Genomic DNA, 2,350 nt, shown 5'->3' with positions numbered 1-2,350 from the left:
CGGCTTCGGGGGCGACCCCTACCGATCACCACCCGTGGCAAATTCCATGGGTCTTGGGGGTGGGGGGGGGGGGGGGTGCGGGGGGTTTAAGGCGGCCCCCACAGCTCCTACAATTACTGCAGGCTTAGCGCTCCAGCACGCGGCCTATACCGCTGCTATTGATCTCGTCGCTGGCCGCTGAAATCACATCGGCCGTGTAGGCCTGCACGAAGCCCATCCGGAAATGCACTTCACCACTCGGTGTGCGCGAGGAATGAATCGAGGCCAGGCTGATGCCATGCCGCTCGAACACATGCAGCAACTCACGCAAGGAGCCGGCACGATCCTCCGGCAGATGCACACTCATCGCACGCTGCTCAGTCAGGTCCGCCAGCAGGTAACCGACCCGCTCGAAGCTATAGTTGCCATCGCGCAGGGTCTGCTCGTCCACCGCCGCCTTGTTCTCGGCGAGGTACTGGCTACGGAACAGCGCTCGCGCGGCATCGTCGCCCTGCCCCACCAGCCCGCGCAGCTGCTGCAACTGCCGCAACAGGTGATCCAGTACTTCACCGGCATGCGGGTTACCGAACTGGATGTCTTCATAGATGGCCGGGTTCAATGACAGGATGCGCGAGATCACCGCCGCATCCAGCTCAAATGCGGCCGAGCGATACGGCATCAATTCGCTCAGCGAGCCCAGCATCGGCGCGTATTCGCGCAGCACGCCGGCCTGGGCCAGATGGGTGGCGTGCACCATGGCCTGCACCAGCGCCATCACCCGATCGTGATGCTCGGCAGTACCGCGCACACATTCGGCCTGCAAGGCGATGCACAGTTCATCCAGCCACGCCTGCCAATGCGCATCCAGCCGCGCTTCGCAGACCACCATGACCCTGCCCTTCAAGGTCGGCGCCTTGGGCGGCGCGGTCATCGGGTGCAGGCCAGCGACCGACGCCTGCGACTCCAGCATCGCGGCCACCGGCTCAGCCTTGATCGAGGTAACGTCCAGCCACAGTTTGCCGCGCTCACGTCCGGCCGATTGCCGGATGTAGTCACGGATCAACGCAGGCGTATGCCGGATCGGTGCCGAGAACAGCAGCACATCGGCCTGTTCCAGCAACTGCTCCGGGGTCTGCGAGTCCGCATCGACCGGATCGTGGCCGATCACCTGCAAACCCATGCGCGATTCGAAGAAGCCACGCAGCCAACGCCCAAAGGCACCGCCGCTACCGACGATGCCGATGACTGGACGCAGACTCACGCCAGACGCTCGGCGCGGAAGCGGTATGGAGTCCCCAAGGCAGCTGGTGCGGCCGCCAACACGTCGAACTCTTCCACGCCAGTGGCCAGCGTCGCCTCCAGCGCCGCGTGCACGCCAGCTATAGCGCGGCCCACGCCGTCCTCGAAGCTATGGCCCTTGAGCAGGAACGCAACCAGCAGCGACATCAACACGTCACCGGTACCGGCCACATCCACCGGCAGATGCGGCGAGGTCCAACGCCAGATCTGTTCGCGGCCGATGGCCAAGGTCACCAGCTCGCCCGGATCGCCGGAGACCGAATGCGCAATCACCCATTCCGGGCCTCGCTCCAGCAGCTTGCGCGAGGCGGCGATGGCATCGTCCTGTTCCAGTGCGGGCATGCCGGTCAAACGACCCAGCTCAAAGGCGTTGGGGGTGACCAGCCAGGCGTGCGGCAGCAGGCGTTCGATGAAGATCTTTTCCAGCCCCGGCTCAACGTAGGGACCGGTATGGGTGTCGCCGATCACCGGGTCCAGGCAGTAACGCAACTGCGGCGACTGCGGCAGCACTACGTCCAGCCAATCAGCAAAGGCGGCGCCATTGGCGACGCTGCCGAAGTAGCCGGATACCAAAGCGCCAGCGCGCTGCGGCAGTCCCCGCTCGGTTGCGCCCTGCAGCAGCTCGGCAAACCAGTCTGCAGGCAGCACACGGCCGCGCAGCGTCGCGTAGAACGGCGCATTGCTCAGCAAAGTGGTGGGAATTTCGGCGACGCGCAGGCCCAGGGCGCGCAACGGCGGTACGGCCGCGCTGTTACCGGCATGGCCGTAGACCAATTGGGATTGCACGGAAATCACGTCCACCGGCGACGGCCCATCCGGGCGTTGCCGACGACCGTGCACGAGATGGCTATGGTCGACTTCGTTCATCGCCCTATTCTACGTCCGCAGGACAAGGCGCGACTGCATACGCTTGCGTGCGCAACCAATGGCAGATGGCATGACGAAAAAAAGCCGCAGCAAGCTGCGGCTTTGATTCATGTAGTGGGGGGGGGGGGGGGGGGGGGGGGGGGGGGGGGGGGGGGGGGAGGCGACGCCGCGGGGGGGGGGAGGGGGGGGGAGGGGGGGGGGGAGG

At 65.8% G+C, this 2,350-nt stretch carries 2 protein-coding genes; both read right to left on the bottom strand.

The window, feature by feature from the left end:
- Nucleotides 1–124 precede the first annotated feature (124 nt).
- A complete protein-coding gene (locus ACVOMF_RS20835) occupies nt 125–1,240 on the bottom strand; it encodes a prephenate dehydrogenase (RefSeq protein WP_481510967.1) in 1,116 nt (371 codons plus the stop codon).
- Nucleotides 1,237–2,145: a pyridoxal kinase gene (gene pdxY, locus ACVOMF_RS20830; protein WP_481510966.1), complete on the bottom strand. Its 909-nt coding sequence runs from the start codon at nt 2,143–2,145 to the stop codon at nt 1,237–1,239. The genes ACVOMF_RS20835 and pdxY overlap by 4 nt, the downstream gene beginning before the upstream one ends.
- Nucleotides 2,146–2,350: the final 205 nt, after the last annotated feature.

The organism is Stenotrophomonas sp. STEN022 (assembly GCF_056760155.1).
This window is presented reverse-complemented; position numbering and strand designations above follow the sequence as displayed.

Excerpts from the sequence above, each read along its gene's own strand:
- pdxY (WP_481510966.1), bottom strand. The coding sequence starts at position 2,145 with ATGAACGAAGTCGACCATAGCCATCTCGTGCACGGTCGTCGGCAACGC.